Consider the following 22454-nt stretch of genomic DNA (forward strand, 5'->3'; position numbering starts at 1 on the left):
ATGAAATATCGATGGATGCTTGGCGCGGCCACCCTGTTCTGGCTGGGTCACACCGCCCCTGCGCAGGCTGGCACCGGCGGGCCGAGCGTGCTCGTCACGTTGACTGCCCTGCAGCAGGGCAGCCTGCCGCGCACGATCAACGCATACGGCCTCATTCAGGCTTCCGCGGCGGCAAGCCGGACCATGATGGCTCCGACGTCCGCGACGGTTGGGGCTGTCTATGTCCGGGAGGGCGAGGAAGTGGCCGCCGGCGCGCCGCTGCTGCAACTTACACCGAGCCCGCAAACGACCGCAGCCTGGTCGCAGGCCCGCTCGGCGCTGAACGTCACGCAGCAGCTCGCCGCGAGAACGAAGCAGATGTCCAGGCAACATCTGGCGACTGCGCAGCAGCTCGCGGATGCGCAAAAGTCAGAGGCCGATGCACGGGCGAACCTTGCTGCGCTCGAAGCTCAGGGAGCCGGCGGTTCCAGTGTCGTGCGCGCACCATTTCGCGCAATCGTGCTGCATCTTGCTGCGTCACCAGGCACGCTCGCCTCGACAGGCACACCGCTGGTCGACCTCGCGAAACCCGAGGGCGTTGTGCTCAAGGTCGGCGTCGCGCCTGCTGACGCAGCGCTCATCGACCATGGCGACGCCGCGCGAGTCACTGCGGTCGGCGAGCACCGGACCTGGCCGGGAACCGTCCTGCAGCGCGGCTCGATGATCGATCCTGCCACCGACCTCGTTCCCGTCGAAATTTCCCTGCCAGCAGATCGCCTACTGCCCGGAGAGGCTGCCAATGCGACGATCACCGTCGGCGAAACGCAGGGTTACGTGGTCCCACACGCGGCGATTCTTGTCGACGACCACGGCAATCCGTACGTCGTGCAGGCCAATGGAATGAAAGCGCGCAAAGTCACGATACGCATTGCTGACGCGCAGGGCGACAAAGACGTCATTCAAGGTCGCGGACTGAATGCCACCGAGCCGCTCGTTCTGTCCGGTAACCACCAGCTCGATGACGGTATGCAGATGCGAGTCGCGGTGCAGGGCCAGAAGGGGGCGAAATGACGTTCCCGAGGTGGCTGCACCGCAATCGTCTTCCCGTTCTCGCCGTTGCTTTCATATTGACGCTGGCTGGCGTCTATGCCGCGGTCGGCCTGCCGGTCGGCCTGTTTCCCCTCACCAGCTTCCCGCGCATCCGCATCGAGGTCGACGCGGGAAGCATGCCCGCCAGACAGATGCTGATTGACGTCACGGAGCCGCTCGAGGCTGCGGCGCGCGCGGTTCCTGGCGCCGTGGGCGTATCGTCGATGACATCGCGTGGCTCGGCCGAGATTTTCGTGGATTTCCCGTGGGGCTCGGACATGAATCGCGCGCTCCTGAGCGTCGATTCCGCCTTCGCGCAGAAGCTGCCCGATCTTCCGAAAGGCACAGCCTACAGTGCCATTCAGATGAGCCCGAACGTGATCATGCCGTTCGTGTCGTACGCGCTGCTTTCCGATCAGGTCCCACTGGCCGACCTGCGGCAGATCGCGCGATATCAGATTCTGCCGATGCTGACGGGCATCCCTGGCATACGCCGCGTTGGCGTTCTGGGTGGCCAGACACCGGAAGTCGAGGTGTCTGTCACGCCGCAAACCCTTCAAACCTATGGGCTGACACTTGCCGACGTCGCCCACGCTCTCTCGGCCACCAACACCGTGTCGGCTGTTGGTCGGCTCGAAGACAACGCCCTGCTTTATCTGGCGGTCAGCAACAACGCCTTCACCTCGCTCGACTCGGTGCGCAACGCAACCGTGCGCACCGGCAAAGGTGGCGTCGTACCGCTGTGGCAGATCGCGCAGGTCAAGATGGGTTCCGTGCCGCGGTGGCTGCTCGTGAATGACAACGGCCACCCGGCCGTGACCTTCGACGTGTACCAGCAGGATCGCGCCGACTCCCTCAGCCTCGCGAAGCTCGTGAGCCAACATCTCGACACGTTCATGAAAACGCAGTCGAAGGCGATCCATCTGTACAAATGGTACGACCAGACACAACTGGTACGCTCCTCGATCGCCGCACTGGAGGAAGCCATCGCGATCGGGCTCGTGTTCGCAGCAGGCGTACTGTTCGCATTCCTGCGCAACTGGCGTGTCACCGCGGTCGCGATGATCGTTGTGCCGATGTCGGTACTCTGCAGCGTGCTGCTCCTGTGGCTGTTCGGCATGACCCTGAACATCATGACGCTCGGCGGCATCGCTGCGGCGATTGGCCTCCTGATCGACGACGTGATCGTGATGATCGAGCACATCGCACGTCGCGCCGGCCATCCGGATCAGGAAGACCCGCACGCTGGCGTTCTGCATGCCGCGCGGGAATTCCTGTCACCCCTCTTCGGTTCGACGCTCGCGACCACCATCATCTTTATCCCGCTGGCGTTTTTGTCGGGAGTCACTGGCGCGTTCTTCAAATTCCTGTCGGTGACGATGGCGTCATCGCTGATCATTTCCTTTCTGCTCACCGCCTTTGCGGCCCCGCTGCTTGCCCGGGCGATGGTCGATTTTACCGCGTGGACAGATCCCGGACATGACAAGGACACCTGGCTGCGGCGCACGCATGCGCGCCTGCTCGACGCGCTGTTTCGGGCACCATGGCTGATCCTGCCGGGACTGCTCGTCCTCGGCGGTGCAGGCTATCTCGCGTACCACCACGTGGGCACAGGTTTCTTGCCACGCATGGACGAAGGCGGCTTCGTGCTCGACTACTATTCCTCGCCTGGAACTTCTCTCGCCGAAACCAACCGTGAGTTGCAGCAGGTCGAGGCGATCCTCAAAAGCAATCCCTACGTCAATACCTATTCACGCCGCACCGGCGCCGGACTCGGGGGCGACCTGACCGAAACCTATCAGGGGGACTTCTTCGTTCGTCTCGTGGATCCGTCCGGTCGACCCAATATCTGGAAGGTGATGGACGACATATCAGGGAAGGTTACGCAACTCGTTCCCGGGATCAATTTCGACACGCACCAGTTGATGAGCGACATGATCGGGGACATGGTGGGCCGCCGGCAGCCTGTCGTGATCCAGTTGAGCGCGAAGGACCCTACTGTCCTCGGCAAGGTGGCGGGGAAGGTGGCCGATGCGATCAGCAGGGTGCCGGGCGTCGAGCCCGCGTCGGTCGACGATGGGGTGGTGCCCGCCGGCGACGCACTCGAGATCCATGTCGACCCGGCTGCGGCCGCGCTCAAGGGAATGACGCCGGACGAGATCAGGGATCAGGTCTACCACTATCTACACGGCGCGGTCGTCACCCGCTATCTCGGCACGGTCCAGGACGTGGGCGTCCGGCTCTGGCTGAGCGCACCACAGATGCCGATCTATCGCGACACGCTCGGCGATCTGCCGATTCGCGCGCCGACCGGCCAGATTTTCTCGCTGGGCACGGTAGCGTCGACGCATTTCATCTCGGGACAGCCGCAATTGACGCGCGACAACCTTCGGCAAATCGTCGCAGTAACGGCCCAGATCAGCGGATCGCACGATCTCGGTTCGACCATCGCGGCGGTCCGCAGCGCGCTGGACCGGCCTGGCCTGATCCCGGCAGGCGTGACCTATACGTTTGGCGGCGCATACAGGCAGCAGCAGATGGCGGTGCAGGGAATGATCAAGGTATTCGCGGCGGCGGTTGCCGCCGAGATCGTCCTGCTGCTGTTTCTCTATCGCAATCTGGTCATTCCGCTGATCATCATGGCCACCTCGCTCGTCTCAACCGGAGCCGTGTTCATCGGACTCTGGGCGACCGGGGTCGAACTCAACATTACAGCCATGATGGGTATGGTGATGATCATCGGTATCGCAACGGAAATGGCGATTTTCCTGGTGTCCGAGTATCAGATATTGCGGCAAACAATGGGCGTTCGGGAGGCGCTGCGTGAAGCGGCACTCAATCGCCTCCGACCCATCACGATGAGTACGCTCGCGATGATTCTCGCACTTGTGCCGCTGAGCGCTGCCATCAGCGGCTCTGGCGACCAGATGCTCCAGCCGCTTGCGATTGCGATCATCGCAGGAGCGAGCGTCCAGTTGCCGCTCGTACTGCTGGCGATGCCCGTATTTATCGGGTTGACGACCTCCGACCGTGACCGCAAACTGAAGCCTCGTTGACGGAGCGCCCGATGTTCGGCGGCATGTGGTAATGCGAAATGGTACGCGACGGACGGCGCCATATCGGATTTTTTCCACAAACCAGCAGATTTCGACGGTCGCCTCGTCTAACACATGATCGATTGCGCATCGGCGCACCCAAGGTTGCCCCGCGATGCTCAAGCCCGCGCGTTGCGCCGCCGGTAACGTTCATGCGCAGGGGCCGCCTCATGCCGGCCTGCACATCCAGCGAGCTTCGACCGACTCTGCCGGGAAGGATGAGCTCGCAGCGTGTGCCAGCGGCGCTCCCCTGTACTGGGCCTGGTCGCTCCACGCTATGTGATCGATTCAAATCGGTATGCAGATCTGAGAGCGCGTCACAAACTGTTCCACCGGACATTGCTGGCGAATTTGGAGGACGAACAAGGTAAGCGTTTATGCGCTGCAGAGCATAAGGCAGAGATTTTTTGGTTGGCGGTCGCGGCAACCAGCGCATCGCCCGCACTTCCCCACGCTCTCACATCATGCGCCACGCGCGCGCGAATCGGGGGACCGGCCCTGCCGAGCCGCTTACTCCCGATTCCCCATAGTTGTATGTGCGCTCCCAGTGGCAATGCCGTTCGGGGCAGCGACGCGAAAATCCAGCTCTCGTTCCAGAATCTCGATGTCAGCAGCAACACGCAGTTCGCCGCGGATTTCTCGCGGACGCTCACGGTCGACTCGGCCATTTCCGCGATCTTCAGGTTCAGCGACGGCGAAGGTGTCGAGTCGAAGTGCAACGCCCGGCGAAGAACACATCGACTACATCGTACGCTCGATCGCAGCGAGTATTTTGGCCGTCTGCTCGGCGGGCAGCGCCGAACGCTTGGCGAGTTCGATCACGACGAGACTCCAGATCGTCGTCACGACGACAGCGGTCCAAAATCCCATCGTTCCATTACCGCCGAGGTCCTTCCCGCTGAGCGCCGAGATGATCCACATGCCAACGAACCAAACCCCGAGCCACCAGATATGGCTCCAGCCAAAGTCGGCGGAAGACTGGTGCGCGATGAGGAAGTAGTAAATCAGATAAAGAGCAAAAATGACGAACACGATCCCAAACAGCCAAGTCACGGTGACAAAACCGCTCCACAGAATGATCAGGTCGCAACAGACGAAGGCGAGCGGGGCCAAAATTCCCGCCGCGCCAAGACGGAATGACCGGTGCAGGTCAGGGTGGTCGCGCCGCAAAATCAGCAGCACGATCGGCCCGAGACCATAGGTCAGCGCGGTGATGTCGCTGATGTAATCGACCATTTTTTGCCAAGCCGGAAAGGGCAACAGAAAGAGTACGCCGATCACCCACATCAGCCCTACCGACACCCACGGCACTTGAGCGCTGTTGAGTTTGGTCAGAAACTGCGGGCCAGCCTTCATTTCGCCGTTGGCGAACAGAATCCGTGAACCGCCCGTCACATAAATCAAGCCCGTACCGGCCGGAGAGATGGCCGCGTCAATATAGAGCAGCGTGGCTAGCCAGGTAAAACCGAGCATCGCGGCCAGACCAGCAAAGGGGCCCTTCACTCCCGGAAAATTGATGTTGCCCCAGCCATTGACGACATCCTGCGGCTTGACCGAGTACAAAAAGCCCAGTTGCAGCAGGATGTAGATACCCCCCGCAAGCAGCACGGAGCCAATTACCGCCAAGGGGATGTTGCGGCCCGGGTTGGCGCTTTCACCACCCAGGTCGATTGCGGTGCGGAATCCGAGGTAGCTGAAAACAATCCCCGCAGCTGGTAAGGCGATAAAGACGCCATTGGGATCGTAGCTGCTGGACGCGGCATGCCACACGCTCGAGTCATGCGCCTGCCACAAGGGACCCATCTGGTGCATACCTGCGAAAATCAAAATAATTGCAGTCAACAGCGGGACCGCGATCTTCCACCAGGTAATCGTATTGTTAATCGCCAGCAGCCAACGAATGGCCAGAAGATTAAACAGCGCGAAAACACCGACCAGCACCGCGCAGGCAAGAAATCCTAGTGACGTCAACACGCCGCTATTACCTGCCTGAAGGAAGTGCGGATAAAGGTTGTTGGCGTAGGTTACGATACTTTCCGCCTCAACCGACGGAACCGCGATATAGGACAAGAACAGCATCCAGCCCCAAATCCGCCCGAGCCCATCGCCGTGGCTGGCGTGGCTCATATGCACCAGAGCGCCCGCGCGCGGAAATAAGGCGGCGAGCTCGGCGAAACATAGGGCAATGAGCATGATGATGATCCCGCCAATGATCCAGCTCCACAGGCTGAGGGGGCCGGCGATCTTTGCGGCATGCAGGGCACCAAACAACCATCCGGAGCCGATCATGCTGGTGGTGCTGGCAAAGAGCAAGCTGATAATGCGTGCCTCCCTGCGCAAACCGTGTGTCACGTCTGGAACAGTCATGTGAAGTCTCCTTAGTTGGGCTCTGTCGCGATAAGAACATCGGGATGGAAAGACTCTCAATATGTAGGAAGGAATGCTTATATTTCCAATGAGTCGAATTTTTTGGCAGGTGTCTGAGTGGCAACGTCGCCTTTCATTCTCGCTTGAGCGAATTGACGGCGCCCTGTCCCGCGGTAAGAAACAGGATGACGTCCGGGTTCGCGGCCTGTGCCTTTATGAGATATGATGAATAATCAGTCGTCCCAAGCGGTGCGAGTGCCGCACCCACCTCGGTGCCGCCAAACTTCTTCAGACTGGCTTCGAATCCGCTTTGCAGGGTATGGCCGAAGGCATAATCCGGCGTGATGAAGAACCACTTCTTCCCATAGCGATCAAAGAGCACCTTTGATACTGAATCCGTCTCCATTCTCGTCGTATTGCACACCCGGAAGACGTTCCAGTGGCAATCCGTGCCCGTTACCGCGTCGGTGTGCCCACCAGTCACGATATGCAGCGTCTTCAGCTCGTTTGATACCTGGCCGATCGCGAGCGCCATTGCAGAATTCACGTTACCGAGCAGAAAGTCCACCTTGTCGCGCTCGATCAACTTGCGCGCTTTCTGTACGGCGGTTCCGGTATCGGCACTTGTCGAGTCCTCGACAATCAATTGAATCGGCCTGCCCAGAATACCGCCGTGGGCATTGATCTGTTCGATCGCGTATTCGCATCCAACCTGCTCATTCCTGCCGAGCTCCGCGTAGGTGCCAGTGAGCGGATCGTCCAGCCCAATCTTAACCGGGACCTCGCCGCGTGCCTTGATGATGAATGGAGCAGCGAACTGCGTGACCCCGGCGGCCAGAGCTGCTTTGAGCACGAGCCGGCGATTCCGTCGGCCCTCAGGGGTAAGTCTTCTCATCTGGGTCTCCCACATGAGGTTAACTTCGATCAACCGGTAATCCGAAGATCGATGGCATGCACGAAACCGCCCTCCGGATGTTGCCGGTGATCACCGCCCCCTGTCGGAACGAAACGTCTGGATCCGCTTTGTTTGATATGCCTGAACCGCTTTCGTGATAAGGCAGTTCAGGAGAGAGAGGATAAGCTGGAACGTTATGAGGAAACTCCAATATGTAGCCGTTCAATCCAACGCGATCTGGTGAGCTTGCGGAAATCACAGGCCAACCCGGGTATTACCGGGGGCGCACGGCACGGTGTCTGATCGTCTTCTCTCGACACCTGCCTACACCGCAAACAGCCGGTTTCGCATTCGCGCCGGCATCTGGCCACTCATACCCGGACCGTTACAGGCGAGTACGGGCGCGGCCCCTTTTCATTTTCACCGTCAAAATCAATTTTAGGTCATGCTGTGACATAATTCCACCTTGTCCCCGGAGATAGTCTGTGCGGGCCAGAAACCGCCAGAAGTTTGGCGCTCGGCAGAGCTGGAACGCGAGACGCGATTGTTACTCTCTGGCGACTTGCAGTGGCTCCCGGTGTTGGGCGACTACGCCCCCTAAGCCGCGTAGCGGCGGCACCGCCGCCAAACCAGGTGCCTTGTCAATCTGCTGTGCACCTGCGCACGCCGGTTCTGGTGCAAATAGGCTCGGCGAATCGGTTAAAGTCTTCAGCCCAACAATCTGGCGGCTAGTGATGAGCAAGCGCAAAGGCCTGGAGGCGTTGTTTGATGGGCGGCATTTTGATCGGGAGATCATCATTCTCTGCGTGCGCTGGTACCTTCGCTACAAGCTCAGCCTGCGCGATCTCGTCGAGATGATGTCGAGCGCGGCTTGTCGCTTGTGCACGCTACGATTATGCGTTGTGTGAAGCGCTTCACGCCGGAGTTCGTCAAGCACTGGAATCGTGTTGGCGCACCCACTGGGCGGTCATGGCGTGTTGACGAAACTACCTGAAGGCTCGTGGCAAATGGGTTTATCTGTACCGTGCGGTAGATCAAGCCGGCCAGACGGTAGACTTCATGCTCAGAGCGAAGTGCGATGTGGTCGCAGCCAAAGCCTTTTTCAGCAAGGCAATCAAACATCAGGGCCAGCCGCCGGAGACGATCACGCTCGATGGTTACGCCGCCTTGCACCGCGCCGTGCACGAGATGAAGGCCGATGGCCTGCTGTCTGAGGACACGAATATCCGGTCCTCGAAGTACGGGAACAATTTGATCGAGCAGGACCATCGAAACATCAAGTCCAGAACGAACGCGATGCTCGGCTTCAAAGGATTCAGGAATGACGTAACCACGATTTCAGGCATCGAATTGATGCATCGTATTCGCAAGGATCAGTTCAATTTCTCTTTGCTCGGGCTTAAAGATACCGCTGCGCTCGCTGTATGGTATGCCATCCTGCTCAATCGATAAGGTATCCAGATCGATAGGAAGAATCTCGGCCTGACGAGTCATTTGCACCATGGCCCCCGCCATGTCGCGCCCGGCGATCAGCAAGTTGGTGCAGTGACTGGCCGGGATCAGCAACTTCACCACGCAACATTCGAAGTCGATACAACGCTGGCGACGGCCGATTCGAGCCATCGCCAGCAGCTGGAACTGGCCACGCACGGATGTTATCCACTTACCGGGTTTTCAACACGTGCTATGCGGCGGCGGCGCCGTTCAAAGATGATATGCCTGGGGAAAAGCAGCCCGGTGCGGACCCGAATCACGCCTTCTTGACATAGGCGTTGCACCATCCTTTCGCGGCGACGAGTTTTCCCCCATAGATCGGACATGGCCCCTGTTGCGATCCAGCTTTCCCTTGATAAAGCTGACAGTTGGCACATGCTTCGCCGGGCTGGTACCTCGGAAATTTTACCCTGTCTACCCCCGCAGCGTCCGTCTTGTAGCCCAATGACAGGGCGGTGGGATCATTCTCGGACAGGACAGGTGCGGCCGCCCGCGATGTCTTCGGAACCATGGCGGAGGACGCTATCGAAACCGCGACCATGACGAACTGACGACGAGAGACTCGCATCGAAATATCTCCTTCGCGTAGTCAAACCACTCACACATTATACGCAGAGCAGATTAACAGCAGCTTATATTTGCGATCCCGTATTCTCTTTAGCCTTACAGCTCGCCTCACGCACAAGCGCGACAACTTGAAGCAACGGCCCGTTCGGAAAGCACGCGTTGCCTTCCGGCATCGGCCACGAAGTCTTTGGTGAACTGGAGATCAGCAAGCGGCACGACAAATTCCGAGGTGAATCGGCCACCTCGGTTCAGCCATTCGGTCCTTCTTGAATACCCAACGTCTATTCATGGGCTCCGGGGCGATGTACATGCGACGCCCGCATCGACCACCACGAGGCCGGTCATATTGACGATTGTGCGCACGGTGGCCGAAGCCGTCAGCACATGCACGGGCCTGGCTGCGCCGAGCAGCATCGGGCCGATGGCGATGTTGTTGCCCGCCGCCGTCTTCAGCAGGTTGTAGGAGATGTTCGCCGCGTCGATATTCGGCATGACGAGCAGGTTCGCGTCGCCTTCGAGCGTCGACTCCGGCAGGATCTCGCGGCGCAGGTTCGCGTCGAGCGCGACGTCGCCGTGCATCTCGCCGTCCACCTGAAGGTCCGGTGCGCGCTCCTTGAGGATCTCCAGCAGATCGCGCATCTTCTGTGCCGAGGGCGCGAGGCTCGAACCGAAGTTCGAATGCGAGCACAGCGCGACCTTCGGCTCGATGCCGAAGCGGCGCACCTCCTCCGCCGCCATGATGGTGATTTCGGCAAGCTGCTCCGGCGTCGGGTCGACGTTCACGTGCGTGTCGACCACGAAAATCTGGCGGTTCGGCAACACCAGCGCGTTCATCGCCGCGTAGACGTTGCAGCCCTCTTTCTTGCCAATCACCTGGTCGATGAAGTGCAAATGGCGGTGCGTCGTGCTAACCGTGCCGCAGATCATGCCGTCGGCTTCGCCCCGCTCCACGAGCATCGCGCCGATCAGCGTGGTACGGCGGCGCATTTCGAGCTTCGCCATCTGCGCCGTGATGCCCCTGCGCGCCATGAGCTTCGCGTAGGTCTGCCAGAAGTCACGATAGCGCTCGTCGTGGTCGGTGTTGACGACCGTGTAGTCCTGACCCGCAGCCAGACGCAGGCCATAGCGCGCGATGCGCTGCTCGATCACGGCCGGGCGGCCGAGCAGGATGGGCTTCGCGAGCTTTTCGTCGACGACGATCTGCACCGCGCGCAGGATGCGTTCCTCTTCGCCCTCGGCGAACACGATGCGTTTCTTCTCCGGATCGGCGGCGCGCGCGATCTGGAAGATCGGCTTCATGGTCGTGCCGCTGTGGTAGACGAACTGCTGGAGGTGCTGCATGTAGGCGTCCATGTCCTCGATCGGACGGGTCGCCACGCCCGAATCCATCGCGGCCTTGGCGACGGCCGGCGCGATCTTCACGATCAGGCGCGGATCGAACGGCTTCGGAATCAGGTACTCAGGCCCGAATTGCAGATCCTGAATGCCGTAGGCCGTGGCCACGACGTCGCTCTGCTCCTGACGCGCCAGTTCCGCGATCGCATTCACGGCGGCGATTTCCATCTCGCGCGTGATGGTGGTCGCGCCCACGTCGAGCGCGCCGCGGAAGATGAACGGAAAGCACAGCACGTTGTTCACCTGGTTCGGGTAATCCGTGCGGCCGGTGGCCAGCACCGCATCCGGGCGCGCTTCGAGCGCGAGCTCCGGCAGGATTTCCGGCGTGGGATTGGCGAGCGCGAGAATGAGCGGCTTCGCGGCCATCTGCTTGACCATGTCCTGCTTGAGCACGCCGCCCGCAGACAGGCCGAGGAAAATGTCGGCGCCTTCGATCACTTCGGCGAGCGTGCGCGCGCTGGTTTCGCGTGCGAAGCGCTCCTTGTCCGGATCCATCAGCTCGGTGCGGCCCTTGTAGACCACGCCCGCGAGGTCGGTCACGTAGATGTTCTCGATCGGCAGGCCGAGGTCGACGAGCAGGTCGAGGCAAGCCAGCGCCGCCGCGCCCGCGCCCGAGGCGACGAGCTTCACCTGCTTGATGTCCTTGCCCACGACCTTCAGGCCGTTGGTGAACGCAGCCGCCACCACGATGGCCGTGCCGTGCTGATCGTCGTGGAAGACCGGAATCTTCATGCGCTTGCGCGCTTCACGTTCGACGATGAAGCACTCCGGCGCCTTGATGTCTTCCAGATTGATGCCGCCGAAGGTGGGTTCGAGCGCGGCGATCACGTCCACGAGCTTGTGCGGGTCGGTCTCGTTCAGCTCGATGTCGAACACGTCGATGCCGGCGAACTTCTTGAACAGCACCGCCTTGCCTTCCATGACCGGCTTCGAGGCGAGCGGCCCGATGTTGCCGAGGCCGAGCACGGCCGTGCCGTTCGACACGACGCCCACGAGGTTGCTGCGCGCCGTGAAGCGCGCGGCGTTCAGCGGATTCTCGACGATCGCCTCGCACGCAAACGCAACGCCCGGCGAATACGCGAGCGAGAGGTCGCGCTGGTTGATCATCTGCTTGGTCGGCGCGATCGCGATCTTCCCGGGCGTCGGAAATTCGTGATAGTCGAGGGCAGCTTCGCGAAGCTTGCCGTGGGCTGGGGTGAGCATGACGTCCCCTTCAGTAACCATATCGACAGACAATGATAGCCCGCGCCAAGGGCTGGGAAGGGCAACCTGGCTGCATCGCGCACTGACCTGTTTCCGTAAGCCTGCCGCAGTCAGCTGCAATGGATCAAGGAAGGCGCATGTGAATCCAATATTACGCGACGACTGCTTTTGCCGACCGAAAATTGAGCCAGGCAATCAACCTGTCCTGCCAGTCTTTCAAGCGGAGGGAACGATCCCGATGACGATGATTGGCAAGGCGCGGTGGATGTTCCACCGCCTGAACAAGTCGGCATGCGAGATAGCGCGTCTCACAAGCCTGCCGCGCATACGATCAGCAAATACCTGAGCATGGACGTTCATGAATAACCTCCCATTGCCTCCAGGATCAATTCACTGAATACAGACCCGACTGAGATCGACCGTACGCCGGTAGACACTCTTTTCCAGCCATGGCACAAACGTGTACTCGTCGTACGCGTTGCTTCCAATCAGGATCCAGTTATGCAATACGTTCCGCATGACGTCTCCCTCACATTTTGCGACCGCCGCCGTTTCCAGGCAATGAGGACTGCGTTTACCGGCCTTTCCGGCACACGCGACAGTGAATGTCGCGCTCCACGACTCGAAAGTAGGTTGGCAGAATTAAAACATGCTTAAGGTATATGCAGAAATTTCGTGCTGCAAAAAGCTTCCACGTTGGGTGGTAGACCACCTGGATCACCGTGTTCATTTTCAAGGCGTCTTGCCTTTTCCCCATGACCGCTTGAAGCCATCGGATATCGGGCACGCGCCCCAATTTCTCCATGCTCACATCGAGTTCGCCGAGACGCGCGTCTGACCAACCACGCCCCCGTATTCGATTTAAGGTCCATTTAACGATCCCCGCCTAGATTGACGTTATTGCATTTGAAGATCGCGCCCAGGCGTCTCACCCGGTGGGCTCAATGCATCTGGCGCGACCGCGACGGGAGTAGTGAGATGGCGTCCGGCAATCTGAAACGCCTGGCGATTCTGATGGTCGCGGCAATGTCGCAAGGCTGCATGGCGCAGCCGGGTCTAACGCTGCACCAATCCGTCGGGGTATCAGAGCGTGTCGCAGGGTCCCCGCATAATCAGACGCCAAAGATCGTGACAGATTTTTCCGCTCTCGCTCGCGACAACAGCGCAGGCGTGGTCAACATCAGCACAACGGGTGCAAAGCCGCAAGCCAGCATGAGACAGCTCTGGCCGCCGGGGGGAAACGCTGATAATCCACTTTCCCGCTTGTTCCAGCAGTTTTCATCCGAGTTCGGCGGCACTACGGGACCCTCGTCGCAAACGCTCGGCACTGGCTTCGTCATCAACCCTGGCGGATATATTCTCACTGATTCACAGGTTGTCAGCGGTGCCACCAGAATCCGGGTGACACTCAGGGACGGCCATGAATTCAGGGCAGAACTGGTCGGTAACGACCCGGCCAGCGGAATTGCGCTACTCAAGATTCCTGCGAAGGGCCTGACGACTGTCACAATCGGTTCGGCATCCGACGCGAAGGCGGGTCAGTGGGTGGCGTCCATTGGTTCCCCATACGGTCTGAACGACACGGTGACGGCCGGAATTATCAGTAACATGTCGAGAGCAGTCCCACAGGATTCGTACATACCGCTTATCCAGACGGATCTGACCGAAGGAAGTGGCGACGCGGGAAGCCCGGTTTTCAGTCTTGACGGCAAAGTAATTGGTATCGAGACACCGGTCAACGATGCGGTCAGCAATGCCGAAGGCCTCGCGTTCGCGATTCCAATCGACGAAGCCATGAAGGTCGAGCGGCAGTTGCAACAGTTCCGCAAGGCTCCACACGGACGGCTCGGCATCACCATCCAGGATGTCAGCGGTCCGCTCGCGCAATCGTTCGGCCTGGCCAAGCCAGAAGGTGCGCTTGTCAGTTCCGTCGAACCAGACGGGCCATCTGCAAAGTCAGGTCTTCGGCCAGGCGATGTGATCCTGAAGATGAACGGTGTCGCGATTACCGATTCAGCGCAATTGCCGGTGACCGTAGCTGACCTCAAGCCGGGCTCGCCAGTACGTCTGGCGTACTGGCGGGGAAACACCGTTCACGATGCGGTGGTCGTACTCGGCCGACTCAACGAAAACACTTTTGCGTCAACTACCCAGGCCACCGCTCCGGACGGATTGACAGTCCGCGAATTGACCCCCGACGAACGACGCGAGGTCGGTGCCAAGGGAGGTGTACGCGTCGAAAAGAGCGTCGGCCCTGCCGCATTCGCCGGGATCGAACCGGGCGACATCATTCTTATGGTCAACAACACGCGCGTCTCGAGCCCGGATCAGTTCCGGCAGAAAGTCAAAAAAAGTGGCAATGCGGTTGCCTTGCTGGTTTTGCGCAATGGTGAACGTATATTCGTGACCCTTGATATGGGCTAGTTAGTCGCTTGTTCCCTGGAGGTCCATATGAAACACGCTTCGATGATAAAGCCGCTTTTCACCGCTCTGGCACTCGTCGCCTGGACGCAATACGCGTTCGCCGCGACAGACCTCCTTCCCCCCATGCAGCATCAGGGCGATGTCACGTTTCTGAGCGGCGGCATCGGCCTGAGTGAATCAACCGCCATCAAGGACGCGATGCACCACTATCCACTCACGCTCGAGTTCGCCGGGAAGGGGCCTGGCGGGAGCGTGTACCTTGCCAACATTCAGGTTGAGATATCCGACATGCACGGCCACGCCGTACTGAAAACAATCGCAGCAGGCCCATTTCTGCTCGCGTCGCTACCGGATGGCCGGTATCGCGTAACAGCGCTCTATGGCGGCAAGAGCGAATCCCGTGACGTGCGAATTAGCCCGGCCGCACACGTCCATGAGCTCTTCTTGTGGTCAATGTAAAGGGTGTGGAATGGTGACGCCATGTGAATAGCGCCCCAGCCTGCAAACTGTGATGCCGCGGCACAAGCCTGTGCAGCGATCGCAGACATCCTGATCCCGCAAGGCAGCTCGTGAAGGTGTAGAACCGTAGCATCGATGCACGAAGCTTATGATGAAAGTTGATCTCGTGAAACCTTTCGACAGCCAGCGTCGGACATGGTTGATTGCAACGACGGTGGCCAGCGGCATCGCTGGTGCTGCGACCGTTGTCCCCTTCGTCGACTCCTTTGCACCGCCAGAAAGCGCCAAGGCGCGCGGTGCCCCGGTGCATGTCGACCTGACCGCGCTTGTGCCCGGCTCCATGATGACGGTCGCGTGGCGCGGAAAGCCGGTATTCGTCGTCAACCGCACCCCGAACATGCTTGCAGCCGTAGTCAGGGCCAACCCGATGGTCGCCGACCCCAACACCGAGCATCCATTCTCGATGCCACTACCGGCCTATTGCCGCAACGAATACCGGTCCCGCCCCGAACACCCGAACGTGCTCGTTGTAGTCGGCGTCTGCACACATCTCGGCTGTACCCCCATCCCACGATTCCAGCCCGGTGCGCAACCTAGCCTCCCGGACGACTGGCCCGGTGGCTTCCTCTGCCCATGCCACGGCTCGACGTACGACCTTGCTGGACGTGTCTTCAAGGACAAGCCAGCCCCGCAGAACCTGGACGTGCCGCGATTCATGTTTGCGTCGTCTACGAGCGTCGTCATCGGAAAGGACGAACACGGGGAAGCTTGAACGCGAGAGCGAGGCTCCTGTTCTTCCCCCCTCGCTGCAGCCCATACAGGCGGCGCGGTGGGTGTCGTCGCAGCTACCGAGCCTCCGCCGGGTGTTGGCGATCCACGCTGCGCACGATTTACATGATGCCGTGGCTTAAGACGAAGGGGCGTGACCGCCCTTCTTGCCGTAGCAAAAGGGGGTATGAACATGGCAAGCTACAGTCGAATTCTGCTGTGCTACAACGCAACCCGCGAAGGACGGATGGCGCTCCGCGAGGGCGCGGCGCTCGCCCGCGAACTGAATGCCGAAGCGCACCTGCTCGCAGTGGTCGACCTGTTGGGTTGGGCAGCAAGCTATGATGCGCCTGTCGCCAATATCAGCGCGATTGAGCACCAGGCGGCGCAAGAGATCCTTCAGGAGGGGGTAGTGGACCTCTTATCCCGAGGCGTGTTCGCCCGCGGCCATCTCGCGATCGGCGACCCGATGGAACAGATTCCGTCTTTTGCCGAACTCCTCAAGACCGACCTCATCGTCGTGGGGCATCACAAAGCGGGCCGACTCGCCCGCTGGTGGACCCGGGATACCGATCGACTGCTTCTCGACCGTGTTCGATGCAGCGTTCTCGTTGTGATCGACAGCGTGTAGCTGGCGCCGGACGTCAGTCTGTGCATACAGAACTTTAGGCCTTCAAAACCAGACATCGGCGCAAGCTCGCGTTTAACGCCAATTCCCGCATACGTGTTCGTAGGATGACATCGCATACCAGGTGGGACGATGTCATCAGAAGCGATGGCAGATGAATCGCACCTGTCACACACTACACGATGCTTCTCGCCTGTTTTCACCGCAGGTCACGATGTCGGCTGCAGACGCGGTCGATTTCGCGAACGCTAGCGCAAGGTTCGGTGCTCCAGCGTTGTAGTGGAGACGCTATGTCGCCCCTTTGTGAAACGGCCAACCTAAAGACTGCACCTCGGACTTGTGCGAGGCCGCGAGCCTGAGCAGGCGGCGCTCACCCGAGGGCGTCAGATGCACTTCCACTTGCCGATGGTCGTGTGTACTTGGCACGCGGGTGACAAGTCCCGCAGCCTCGCAACGCGAAATCAACGCGACCGTGCCGTGCGACGACGCCTGCAGACGATCGGCCAACTCGCTTACGATCGCCCAGTCGCGACCCGGGAACGCGCACGTATGCAGCATAAGTGTGTACTGCAGCGGCGTGACGCCTTCCGCGTGCGCGATTTCCTCCGAGATTCGAAGAAAACGGCGAAGCCGGTAACGAAACTCCGAAAGCTCCTCCAGATCGGTCTTCGTCACCTTCACCATCACTTCCTGGTTTCTCGGTGGCATAGGCCCCTCCTCGCTGGAAGACGGGCGACCTGGAAAGATCACCACGTGATATAAAATATAGGCGGACTCGCCGGGTAGTGCAAAAGTCTGTTCCGTGTGGGCGAAGGCGTGCGACACACAATCTTTCCCTGCAAGTCGCAAGCAAGCCATCATCCATCGAGAAGGATGAAAGGCGCCGATAGTCTGGTCCGCGACCAGCCAGATTTTAATTCCGCTCGTGGTAAATGATTGCAAAAATGGTTAGTTTTCCGAACTGCCTCCCTTACCCCAATCGGCCGAGCTTGCCCCCGCCAGTTTGCGCACGCGCTCGTCGTCGCCGGCGAAATCGCGGGCGCTCCCCGAAAATGCAACGCGCCCATCATCGAGCACGCAAGCCACATCGGCGATCTCCACAGCAGCGCGCACGTTCTGCTCGACGAGCAGTACTGACATTCCCTCCCTGCGCATGCCGGAAACGATGGCAAATACCTCCCTCACGATGAGTGGGGCCAGGCCCTGGGATGGTTCGTCAAGTAGCAGGATATGCGGATTGAGCAGTAATGCTCTCGCAATCGCGAGCATTTCCTGCTCGCCGCCCGACAATTGCCTGCCCCTGCTGCGACGGCGCTCGCGCAGGCGGGGAAAAAGCCCGTACACCCGATCAAGGGTCCAGGGACCAGTACGCCCATTGGGGACCAGCAGGTTCTCTTCCACGCTCAGGTTGGCAAATACCCGTCTCCCCTCGGGCACATAACCCACCCCAAGCGCCGCGATCATGTATGGCGGCCACGAGGTCGTATCGCGTCCTCCTATGGTCACCCTCCCTTCGCGTGGCCTGGTGAGTCCGACAAGGCTGCGCAGCGTTGTCGTTTTGCCGGCTCCATTACGCCCGAGCAGCGCGACAATTTCGCCATCGTTTACCGCGACCGATACGCCATGAAGAATATGGCTCTTGCCATACCATGTCTGAAGCCCTTCGGCAACGAGCACGCTCATTGTGCCACCCCAAGATAGGCGGTCTGGACCGCTTCGTCCGCGGCAATCTGTTCGGGTGTTCCCTCGGCCAGAGTCCGTCCCTCGGCAAGCACCATGATCCGTTGAGCCAGTTCGAAAATGACACGCATGTCGTGTTCTATCAAAACCATTGCCAGCGAGCGGTCGCGGTGCAGCCGCCGGATCAACTGCGTAACGTCGTAGGTCTCCTGATCGCCCATTCCGGCGGTAGGTTCGTCGAGTAGCAGTAGTTTGGGCCGGAGCGCGAGCGACATGATAATTTCTGCGGCGCGCTGGTCGCCAAGTGACAGTTCGCCGACAAGTCTGTCCGCTCGCTTTCCAAGACCACCAAGAGTGATCAGCTCGTCGACCTGTTCGCCAAGCGCCGCCCTGGCCCCTCTGGAAAGCCACGGCGAAAGACGCATGCCGGCCTGAAGTTCAACGGGAATACGAACGTTGTCGCGTACCGAGAGTTCAGGAAAAACCTCGGTGATCTGAAAGGTGCGCGCCATTCCCATGGCCACACGCCGGTGCGGGGCAAGCCCGGTCACGTCACGTGCGTCAAATATGATCCGGCCGGACGTCGGCGGAAAGAATCCGCTGATCAGATTGAAGACGGTGGTCTTGCCAGCGCCGTTCGGGCCGATCAGGGCGCGCAATTCACCTGCCTCCACAGTCAACGAAACGTCGTTCACTGCGCAAAGATTTCCAAAGCGATGCGACAGGTGATCCACAACGAGCAGGCTCATGACCGTTCCTTCGCATGCCGCAAGCCGAGTATTCCCCGCGGGAAGAAGAGTACGACGAGGATAAACAGCAACCCGATGAAGGACATCCAGTTCTCGGTCCGGCTGGAAATATAGTCCTGAACCAGCACGAAAACAGCTGCTCCGACTAGCGGTCCCCACAAGGAGCGCATACCACCAAGCACGGCCATGATGACGAACTCTCCTGACTGATCCCAGCGCAGACCGTGCGGATCAGCGAAATTGTTGAGCAAGCCATAGAGCGTGCCCGCAAGGCTTACGAAAAAGCACGAAATCACGAACGATATCCAGATATGCTGCTCAACAGGCAGGCCAAGGAATCGCGCACGTTTTTCGTTTTCCCGGATCGCAAGCAGGGTGCGGCCAAACGGCGAGCGCAGTAACAAGGCCATGATGCCCACAGATACGGCAAAGCAGGCGAGCACAAAGTAATAAAACGCAAGCCCGTTGCCGAGAATGTCGATGGTGTAATGGCCAAAGTGAAGCGGAATGCGATGCCACCCGGACAATCCGTCGTCGCCTCCCGTGACAGCATTCCACCGAAATGCGATGAAGTAAAAGACCTGGCCGAACGCGATCGTCGCCATCGCAAAATAGACGCCGCGAAGCCTGACAATCAATGCGCCGATCACCGCGGCCGCCACCGTGCCCACCGCAACGCCAACGAGCATGCCGAGCGGCGTGCTCGGAACGAGATAGCGAATTGTCATCCCGACACCGTACGCGCCGAGTCCAAAATACGCGGCGTGCCCGAACGAGAGTACGCCTGTGAATCCGAGCAGGAAGTTGAGTGCCATCGCGGCCAGCGCCATCACAAGTACCCGCGTGCCAAGCGCCGTATAGCCGCCCAGCCACCCAATCCAGTACGGCATGGTCGCCAGCGCCAGCCAGATCAGGATGTCGCGCCCGATTCTCATTGGGGTCGTCACTGAACCCTCCCTTCTTCGCCCAACAGTCCCCGCGGGCGCACGAGCAGCACAAGCCCCATCATCACGTAGATCACGGCCTCTGTCGCCGATGGGAAAAAGACCGACGTCAACCCGGATGCCACGCCGATCAGAATCCCTCCTAGCAAGGTACCAGGCAGGCTGCCAAGGCCACCGACAATGATGGCGACGAAACTTGGCATGATAAGCGAGTCGCCGATTGTGGGTTCCAGCCCGAGCATGCCGGCGGCGAGCACGCCAGCAAGGCCTGCGAGAAAAATGCCGAGGCCGAAATTCAGGCTGCGCAACCATCGCACATTGACTGCCAGCGTCGCGACGGTTTCAAGGTCGCTGACGCCAGCGCGGATACGCATTCCTGAACGCGTGCGCTTCAGGAACACGAACAGCGCGGCGACGACGCTTACCACGAGGGTGAGCATGAAAAGCCTGTACCCTGTGAGGAAGAACAGGGAGGCGTCCAACGGGTGATTCAGCGCGTCCGGAATTCCATAGGGCAATGTCTGCGGGCCCCAGATATAACGAATGCCGTCCTGCAACATGAAGGCAAGTCCGAAAGTGAGCAGCAGGCTATATAACGGATCCCGACCATAGATACGGCGAATGAGAACGTATTCAATGACGACCCCGAGTCCAGCGGTCAGCAAGGGTGCGACCACGAGTGCTCCCCAGAACCCCACGTACGGCATGATCGTATACGCCAGATACGCGCCAACCGCAAGGAACCCCCCATGGGCGAAATTGATCACTCCACTCAGGTTCAGGATCAACGACAGGCCGAGCGCCATGAGCGCATAGAACGCGCCAATGACGACGCCATTAAATACGTTGTACAGGATCAACTCAGACATACCGTCCCCTGAGATCGCATGCGCATTCGAGATCAATGCCTTGCCAGGCATCCTGCTGCCGGTCCGACACCGGACACCTCGATGGCCCGCTACTTCGTCAGGTCCAGCGGATATGGCAACCGGTCTCTTCAACCGGCAATGCAGCATCGACGCCCTTGACGATCTGGTCGACATGAAAAAGGTCGTCTGGCTTTGGCCCCTGTGACACCGCGTGACCGACATAAAGGTCGGGCATCAACTGATGGTCTCCCGCGCGGTAGAACGGCGTGTCTGGCATGAGTCCAACGTCGGGGGGCAGCTTGAGGCCTTCCAGCGCTTTTGCGAGCTTCACGGCATCCAGCGTCTTCTGCTGATTGGCGACGAGGGCGATGCTGTTGACTGCAACGTAGCCGAACCAGTGTCTCGCTGTGGGAACACGCCCTGCTTTCTTGCGAATACCGGACACGAACTCGGCGACCTGAGGCACGTTCGGTTGATCCCAATACCATTCGAATACCCACGTACCAATACGCGCATCCGGCGGCAACCCCTCCAGCACCTCGAGTTCCTGCTGTGCGCCTGCGATGTGGAAATGCTTTTCAAGCCCGAACTGAACTGCCTGCTTGAGCGAATTGACGGCATCCTGTCCCGCGGTAAGAAACAGGATGACGTCCGGGTTCGCGGCCTGTGCCTTTATGAGATATGATGAATAATCAGTCGTCCCAAGCGGTGCGAGTGCCGCACCCACCTCGGTGCCGCCAAACTTCTTCAGACTGGCTTCGAATCCGCTTTGCAGGGTATGGCCGAAGGCATAATCCGGCGTGATGAAGAACCACTTCTTCCCATAGCGATCAAAGAGCACCTTTGATACTGAATCCGTCTCCATTCTCGTCGTATTGCACACCCGGAAGACGTTCCAGTGGCAATCCGTGCCCGTTACCGCGTCGGTGTGCCCACCAGTCACGATATGCAGCGTCTTCAGCTCGTTTGATACCTGGCCGATCGCGAGCGCCATTGCAGAATTCACGTTACCGAGCAGAAAGTCCACCTTGTCGCGCTCGATCAACTTGCGCGCTTTCTGTACGGCGGTTCCGGTATCGGCACTTGTCGAGTCCTCGACAATCAATTGAATCGGCCTGCCCAGAATACCGCCGTGGGCATTGATCTGTTCGATCGCGTATTCGCATCCAACCTGCTCATTCCTGCCGAGCTCCGCGTAGGTGCCAGTGAGCGGATCGTCCAGCCCAATCTTAACCGGGACCTCGCCGCGTGCCTTGATGATGAATGGAGCAGCGAACTGCGTGACCCCGGCGGCCAGAGCTGCTTTGAGCACGAGCCGGCGATTCCGTCGGCCCTCAGGGGTAAGTCTTCTCATCTGGGTCTCCCACATGAGGTTAACTTCGATCAACCGGTAATCCGAAGATCAATGGCATGCACGAAACCGCCCTCCGGTTGTTGCCGGTGATCACCGCCCCCTGTCGGAACGAAACGTCTGGATTCGCTTTGTTTGATATGCCTGAACCGCTTTCGTGATAAGGCAGTTCAGGAGAGAGAGGATGAGCTGGAACGTTATGAGGAAACTCCAATATGTAGCCGTTCAATCCAACGCCACCTGGTGAGCCTGCGGAAATCACAGGCCAACCCGGGTATTACCGGGGGCGCACGGCACGGTGCCTGATCGTCTTCTCTCGACACCTGCCTACACCGCAAACAGCCAGTTTCGCATTCGCGCCGGCATCTGGCCACGCATACACGGACCATTACAGGCGAGTACGGGCGCGGCCCCTTTTCATTTTCACCGTCAAAATCCATTTTAGGTCATGCTGTGACATAATTCCACCTTGTCCCCGGAGATAGTCTGTGCGGGCCA

Annotated in this window: 16 protein-coding genes and 1 pseudogene; 7 read left to right on the forward strand and 10 right to left on the reverse strand. The window is 59.7% G+C overall.

What is annotated here, in order from left to right; all coding sequences use genetic code 11:
- Entirely contained in the window at positions 1 to 1050 is a 1050-nt protein-coding gene (locus tag P5W99_RS38260) for an efflux RND transporter periplasmic adaptor subunit (RefSeq protein WP_434667068.1), read from the forward strand.
- Entirely contained in the window at positions 1047 to 4124 is a 3078-nt protein-coding gene (locus tag P5W99_RS38265) for an efflux RND transporter permease subunit (RefSeq protein WP_434667071.1), read from the forward strand. The genes P5W99_RS38260 and P5W99_RS38265 overlap by 4 nt, the downstream gene beginning before the upstream one ends.
- A 780-nt stretch (positions 4125 to 4904) precedes the next feature.
- Here P5W99_RS38265 and P5W99_RS38270 read toward each other — a convergent pair.
- Entirely contained in the window at positions 4905 to 6530 is a 1626-nt protein-coding gene (locus tag P5W99_RS38270; RefSeq protein ID WP_434667073.1) for an APC family permease, read from the reverse strand.
- Between the two features lie 133 nt (positions 6531 to 6663).
- The gene (locus P5W99_RS38275; protein WP_434667076.1) at positions 6664 to 7383 is read right to left on the reverse strand and encodes an ABC transporter substrate-binding protein; all 720 of its coding nucleotides are present in this window, start codon (positions 7381 to 7383) and stop codon (positions 6664 to 6666) included.
- A gap of 776 nt (positions 7384 to 8159) precedes the next feature.
- Between P5W99_RS38275 and P5W99_RS38280 the strand changes: the two are divergent.
- Positions 8160 to 8877 (forward strand): annotated as a pseudogene (locus P5W99_RS38280) (IS6 family transposase).
- Between the two features lie 298 nt (positions 8878 to 9175).
- On the opposite strand, the gene P5W99_RS38285 reads toward P5W99_RS38280, so the two are convergent.
- Positions 9176 to 9487: a high-potential iron-sulfur protein gene (locus tag P5W99_RS38285; protein ID WP_434667078.1), complete on the reverse strand. Its 312-nt coding sequence runs from the start codon at positions 9485 to 9487 to the stop codon at positions 9176 to 9178.
- Positions 9488 to 9771: 284 nt separating this feature from the next.
- Positions 9772 to 12084 carry an NADP-dependent malic enzyme gene (locus P5W99_RS38290; protein ID WP_434667081.1) on the reverse strand — a complete coding sequence of 771 codons (2313 nt, stop codon included), beginning with the start codon at positions 12082 to 12084 and terminating at the stop codon, positions 9772 to 9774.
- Between the two features lie 978 nt (positions 12085 to 13062).
- Between P5W99_RS38290 and P5W99_RS38295 the strand changes: the two genes are divergently transcribed.
- The 4 genes from P5W99_RS38295 (at position 13063) to P5W99_RS38310 (ending at position 16366) form a co-directional block, all read left to right on the forward strand.
- Positions 13063 to 14508 (forward strand): trypsin-like peptidase domain-containing protein, encoded by a 1446-nt coding sequence (locus tag P5W99_RS38295; RefSeq protein ID WP_434667084.1) that lies wholly within the window; start codon positions 13063 to 13065, stop codon positions 14506 to 14508.
- Positions 14509 to 14535: 27 nt separating this feature from the next.
- Positions 14536 to 14967, forward strand: a complete 432-nt coding sequence (locus P5W99_RS38300; protein ID WP_434667086.1) for a carboxypeptidase-like regulatory domain-containing protein — start codon at positions 14536 to 14538, stop codon at positions 14965 to 14967.
- A gap of 151 nt (positions 14968 to 15118) precedes the next feature.
- On the forward strand, positions 15119 to 15739 hold the full coding sequence (gene petA / locus P5W99_RS38305) for a ubiquinol-cytochrome c reductase iron-sulfur subunit (protein ID WP_434667089.1): 621 nt from the start codon (positions 15119 to 15121) through the stop codon (positions 15737 to 15739).
- A gap of 189 nt (positions 15740 to 15928) precedes the next feature.
- A complete protein-coding gene (locus tag P5W99_RS38310) occupies positions 15929 to 16366 on the forward strand; it encodes a universal stress protein (RefSeq protein ID WP_434667092.1) in 438 nt (145 codons plus the stop codon).
- A 285-nt stretch (positions 16367 to 16651) separates the two neighbouring features.
- Here the strand turns inward: P5W99_RS38310 and P5W99_RS38315 are convergent, their stop codons facing one another.
- The 6 genes from P5W99_RS38315 to P5W99_RS38340 all read right to left on the reverse strand — a co-directional run bounded on the left by P5W99_RS38315 (position 16652) and on the right by P5W99_RS38340 (position 21959).
- Positions 16652 to 17071 carry a MarR family winged helix-turn-helix transcriptional regulator gene (locus tag P5W99_RS38315; protein ID WP_434668404.1) on the reverse strand — a complete coding sequence of 140 codons (420 nt, stop codon included), beginning with the start codon at positions 17069 to 17071 and terminating at the stop codon, positions 16652 to 16654.
- Between the two features lie 240 nt (positions 17072 to 17311).
- A complete protein-coding gene (locus P5W99_RS38320; protein ID WP_434667095.1) occupies positions 17312 to 18046 on the reverse strand; it encodes an ABC transporter ATP-binding protein in 735 nt (244 codons plus the stop codon).
- The gene (locus P5W99_RS38325) at positions 18043 to 18792 is read right to left on the reverse strand and encodes an ABC transporter ATP-binding protein (protein WP_434667097.1); all 750 of its coding nucleotides are present in this window, start codon (positions 18790 to 18792) and stop codon (positions 18043 to 18045) included. Before P5W99_RS38325 ends, P5W99_RS38320 begins: the two co-directional genes overlap by 4 nt.
- Positions 18789 to 19727, reverse strand: a complete 939-nt coding sequence (locus tag P5W99_RS38330; protein WP_434668407.1) for a branched-chain amino acid ABC transporter permease — start codon at positions 19725 to 19727, stop codon at positions 18789 to 18791. Before P5W99_RS38330 ends, P5W99_RS38325 begins: the two co-directional genes overlap by 4 nt.
- Positions 19728 to 19735: 8 nt before the next feature.
- Positions 19736 to 20605: a branched-chain amino acid ABC transporter permease gene (locus P5W99_RS38335; protein ID WP_434667099.1), complete on the reverse strand. Its 870-nt coding sequence runs from the start codon at positions 20603 to 20605 to the stop codon at positions 19736 to 19738.
- A 97-nt stretch (positions 20606 to 20702) separates the two neighbouring features.
- Positions 20703 to 21959, reverse strand: a complete 1257-nt coding sequence (locus tag P5W99_RS38340; protein WP_434667102.1) for an ABC transporter substrate-binding protein — start codon at positions 21957 to 21959, stop codon at positions 20703 to 20705.
- Between the last annotated feature and the right edge of the window lie 495 nt (positions 21960 to 22454).

It is taken from the genome of Paraburkholderia sp. A3BS-1L (assembly GCF_051125215.1).
Lineage (GTDB): Bacteria > Pseudomonadota > Gammaproteobacteria > Burkholderiales > Burkholderiaceae > Paraburkholderia.

What these genes read in the sequence shown, in the direction of transcription:
- P5W99_RS38340 (WP_434667102.1), bottom strand. Translation starts at nt 21,959, where the DNA reads ATGAGAAGACTTACCCCTGAGGGCCGACGGAATCGCCGGCTCGTGCTC.
- P5W99_RS38295 (WP_434667084.1), top strand. Translation starts at nt 13,063, where the DNA reads ATGGCGTCCGGCAATCTGAAACGCCTGGCGATTCTGATGGTCGCGGCA.
- P5W99_RS38320 (WP_434667095.1), bottom strand. Translation starts at nt 18,046, where the DNA reads ATGAGCGTGCTCGTTGCCGAAGGGCTTCAGACATGGTATGGCAAGAGC.
- P5W99_RS38325 (WP_434667097.1), bottom strand. Translation starts at nt 18,792, where the DNA reads ATGAGCCTGCTCGTTGTGGATCACCTGTCGCATCGCTTTGGAAATCTT.
- P5W99_RS38315 (WP_434668404.1), bottom strand. Translation starts at nt 17,071, where the DNA reads ATGCCACCGAGAAACCAGGAAGTGATGGTGAAGGTGACGAAGACCGAT.
- P5W99_RS38285 (WP_434667078.1), bottom strand. Translation starts at nt 9,487, where the DNA reads ATGCGAGTCTCTCGTCGTCAGTTCGTCATGGTCGCGGTTTCGATAGCG.
- P5W99_RS38260 (WP_434667068.1), top strand. Translation starts at nt 1, where the DNA reads ATGAAATATCGATGGATGCTTGGCGCGGCCACCCTGTTCTGGCTGGGT.
- P5W99_RS38335 (WP_434667099.1), bottom strand. Translation starts at nt 20,605, where the DNA reads ATGTCTGAGTTGATCCTGTACAACGTATTTAATGGCGTCGTCATTGGC.
- P5W99_RS38310 (WP_434667092.1), top strand. Translation starts at nt 15,929, where the DNA reads ATGGCAAGCTACAGTCGAATTCTGCTGTGCTACAACGCAACCCGCGAA.
- P5W99_RS38290 (WP_434667081.1), bottom strand. Translation starts at nt 12,084, where the DNA reads ATGCTCACCCCAGCCCACGGCAAGCTTCGCGAAGCTGCCCTCGACTAT.
- P5W99_RS38330 (WP_434668407.1), bottom strand. Translation starts at nt 19,727, where the DNA reads ATGAGAATCGGGCGCGACATCCTGATCTGGCTGGCGCTGGCGACCATG.
- P5W99_RS38300 (WP_434667086.1), top strand. Translation starts at nt 14,536, where the DNA reads ATGAAACACGCTTCGATGATAAAGCCGCTTTTCACCGCTCTGGCACTC.
- P5W99_RS38265 (WP_434667071.1), top strand. Translation starts at nt 1,047, where the DNA reads ATGACGTTCCCGAGGTGGCTGCACCGCAATCGTCTTCCCGTTCTCGCC.
- petA (WP_434667089.1), top strand. Translation starts at nt 15,119, where the DNA reads ATGAAAGTTGATCTCGTGAAACCTTTCGACAGCCAGCGTCGGACATGG.
- P5W99_RS38270 (WP_434667073.1), bottom strand. Translation starts at nt 6,530, where the DNA reads ATGACTGTTCCAGACGTGACACACGGTTTGCGCAGGGAGGCACGCATT.